The sequence below is a fragment of the Mammaliicoccus fleurettii genome (genome assembly GCF_003970575.1).
GTDB lineage: Bacteria > Bacillota > Bacilli > Staphylococcales > Staphylococcaceae > Mammaliicoccus > Mammaliicoccus fleurettii.
Map to the genome: position 1 here is coordinate 1,922 of NZ_RXWZ01000179.1, position 3,338 is coordinate 5,259.

The 3,338-nt window shown below is 28.0% G+C and carries 4 protein-coding genes and 1 pseudogene; all 5 read right to left on the minus strand.

All coding sequences use genetic code 11. From position 1 onward, the window contains the following. Positions 1-193: hypothetical protein (locus CD129_RS13335; protein ID WP_218585274.1), on the minus strand; the 193-nt coding region annotated here is incomplete at its 3' end. Positions 194-195: 2 nt separating this feature from the next. Then, complete coding sequence (locus CD129_RS11835) at positions 196-1,386, minus strand: MFS transporter (protein ID WP_115336960.1); 1,191 nt, start codon at positions 1,384-1,386, stop codon at positions 196-198. 626 nt (positions 1,387-2,012) lie between these two features. After that, a complete protein-coding gene (locus tag CD129_RS11840) occupies positions 2,013-2,903 on the minus strand; it encodes a DNA/RNA non-specific endonuclease (RefSeq protein WP_115336959.1) in 891 nt (296 codons plus the stop codon). A gap of 4 nt (positions 2,904-2,907) precedes the next feature. After that, positions 2,908-3,198, minus strand: a complete 291-nt coding sequence (locus CD129_RS11845) for a hypothetical protein (RefSeq protein WP_126577753.1) — start codon at positions 3,196-3,198, stop codon at positions 2,908-2,910. A gap of 64 nt (positions 3,199-3,262) precedes the next feature. After that, positions 3,263-3,338, minus strand: a pseudogene (locus CD129_RS11850) (IS6 family transposase); the annotation flags it as partial.

Genomic DNA, 3,338 nt, shown 5'->3' on the forward strand with positions numbered 1-3,338 from the left:
TTAAACTTTTAGATTCGTTTAATTGATTATATAATTCTTCGGAAGTCAAATTATCATCTATTTCTTTTACAACTCTAATAATTAATTCATTTCTTTTAATTTTTATAATTTTTTGTTTTTTATAGTCATTAAAACATATAAAATTTTCATTATATTCTACTTCACAAAATGGGTTGAATTTTAATTTTTCCATTTTTACCCTCCGAATACTTTTAGTTTTTTAAAATTTATCAAGCCAAAACAGATATCGTATATAATTTTCACAAACGACAATAATATTAATATATTAATATTATTGATATAAAAAGCTAAAAATCCTACAGCTACTGCCCCTATTGGACTACCTAGTGATAAAACTGATCTCTTCATCGTAAGAACTGTTCCCATATACTTTTCAGGTGTATTTTCTTGATAAATAGACTCATCAAATATGTTAATGATGGCAGAAGATAACCCAAAAAATAATACAAAAATTAGTGCATAATAATGTTCTATTGTTAAAGAAAAAAGCAATAAACATATACCTATAAAAAAACTATATACATATATATTTTGTATATTTGTTTTTAAAGCATTGGAAAATACCGCGCCTATTATAAATCCTAAAAAGAAAGATACATAAATTATTGAATAATATATAGGTCCTTTATCTTGTGCAATTGATGGTAGTAACGCAATAAAACCTGCTACAACAACGTTCCCAAATAACGAAATAGGTAAAGTTAATCTTAATGCCGTAATATTTGTAATTATTTTAATACCATTAGATAAATTCGATAAATAACTTTCCTCACCTATTATATTCATTTCTCTCTTTTTTTGAGAAAAATTATTTAATATGTATAAGAAAAACAACCCCAATATAAACAATATTATAGCTATAATGAGTGTTTTGATTGAACCAAGAAAACTTATCAGAACACCTATTAATATAAAACTTAAAAAATTTATAATTTGATCGGAAGTCTGAAATATTGAAATTCCTTTTTTATAATGTTCCTTCTCCACCAAACTAGTGAAAAATGTATTGTTAGCAGGGTAAAAAATACTGGAACAAAATGATGATATGAAGACCGTTATCATCATAATCATTATGGTCCAAGAACTAAGATTGTTAAGTAATAATAGTATAAATATGAATATACATATAACCTGTGTCAAAATACTATATGTAATAATTTTAGAAGGTGATTTTTTATCTATATATGGTCCAATAAATACAACAAAAATTGCAGCGAAAGTAGAAGCAGCATATGTAAAACTAGTATAAGATGTATTATTGGTGAAATTTTGAATAGCCCACATCAATACAAGGACATAAATACTATCAGCAATATTTATTGAACTACGAGCTAGTAAAAATGTTGCCATAATTTTTCTTTTCATCTAAAAACCCCCTCGTAATCAAATATATTATAAGAAAATATAAATGTAAAACTTTTTTTAATTTTCAGTATATTAATTTCAACTCTTTTTAGAAAATTACGAAAATTAGGGTAGACTTATCTTTAGTAGTTTTATATACTAATATTGTAACATTTTACATAACGAGGGAAGAGGTGTTAAATATGGAACAAAACATTGAAGTTTTAGAAGAAATTGAATTATCTGGTAAATCTAGTGACAATTGGTGCTAAATTTAGAGTATTTTCTTTTTAAGTTAGATAACTTAAAATTTTTTACCAGTACTCCCCCTTGACCATGCTAATGTTCGAAGGGGGAAAACGTTTAGTGTATCATCGTATTATAATTTTGATTAATCCTAAAGTCTTTTATCATTTTTTACATAGAAAATAAAAGTGTAGAACTAGCAATAATGACTTTAGGATTTCCAAATTTCTTTATGGTATGTCAACAGTAAACTGGACAATTTTTATGTGGTACTTAATTTATAACTGACTGGCGTTTGATAGTTCAATGAATTGGTATGTCATCAGTAAGCTGGAATATTTTTTATATTTTTAAATACTTCAAAATTAATTATTTCTTCTATATTTAAAACTGGTTCATTATTAATTTGTGTATGTTCCATTTTCATAATTTAGTGTAACCCCTTTTTGTTTATTGGCTATCCATATATTCAAGTTGATGGTTTTTCCATTGTCATTGATTGAATAGGATCGAACATGCGACCCTCTAGGTAGCAATTCATCACCTTTATAAACAGGTGTAACTTCATAAAATACATTAGTTTCAGGTTTATCATATATTGCGTTTCTTACCTGTGTTTCAGGATATCCCATTCCACCACCATCAGATGCTCTATTTGAACCTACATTTTGCGCTCTAGTTCCTAAAGTTAGGTTGTGGGTTTCCATATCGCCACCTAATGACCAGGCAAGAGAATGTGACTTATTATAGATATATCCTCTATATCCTTCCAATTGTAAGATCTGATTATTTGATTGTGTACCTTTCCAGGTTTGCTTTATAGGGTCATATTGCCCGTCTTTGTATTCACCAGCTAAATGTACACTTGAATCAAATTGAGGTCTTTCTTTAGCGCTTGATGAATTATTTAATACTGCTTGATGTGTAACTAAGGCAGTAACTTTTCCACCCCGTCCTAATTGGTCTAAATCAGAATATAACGCCCAAAATTCAGAATTACCCTTTTTATTAATAAGTTCCTGATCTGCTTTTGATAATGATGTTTTATTATCATTAATAAACGCGTAATTTTCATCATTAGTTTCAGCATTTATCAGCGCTAAATCGTCATTACTATTCTTAATTTTCGGTGTCGATTTACTAAAGGTTTCATTTTTAAAATCTTCTAATGCTTTTTTTGACTGTGTCTTTAATTCTTTTGTTGCTTCATCTTTTATAGCTTCACCTATATCACAACCAGCTAAAACAATAGTGGTAAGTATTATAGATAATAGAATTTTGACCGTTTTCATCTAACTACTCCTTTTTATCTTCAAATTGAGACCTTAACCAAAAATGAGAATCACCTCTACTTTGTCTTAATACAAAAAATGGTTTAGGCATCTTTTTGAATACGTTGTTTTCGATTCTGTATTTAATCGTCATTCTACCAGTATTCGTTAATTCACTAACTTCTTTAATACCGATTAATTCAACATAACTATCACTTGATTCTATAAAATCTATATCATTATTTTCTAATTGATTTACTGCAAATACACCTTCGCTTTTTGATATATATAACCCCAGTTCTTCATTGATAGCCATTTCTAGGTTCTGTTGCAAAGTAAAAAAATATAGCTAACCACTAATTTATTATGTCAGTGTTCGCTTAACTTGCTAGCATGATGCTAATTTCGTGGCATGGCGAAAATCCGTAGATCTGAAGAGACCTGCGGTTCTTTTTA

Coding starts and splice junctions, on each gene's coding strand:
- CD129_RS11840 (WP_115336959.1), bottom strand. CDS start 2,903: ATGAAAACGGTCAAAATTCTATTATCTATAATACTTACCACTATTGTT.
- CD129_RS11845 (WP_126577753.1), bottom strand. CDS start 3,198: ATGGCTATCAATGAAGAACTGGGGTTATATATATCAAAAAGCGAAGGT.
- CD129_RS11835 (WP_115336960.1), bottom strand. CDS start 1,386: ATGAAAAGAAAAATTATGGCAACATTTTTACTAGCTCGTAGTTCAATA.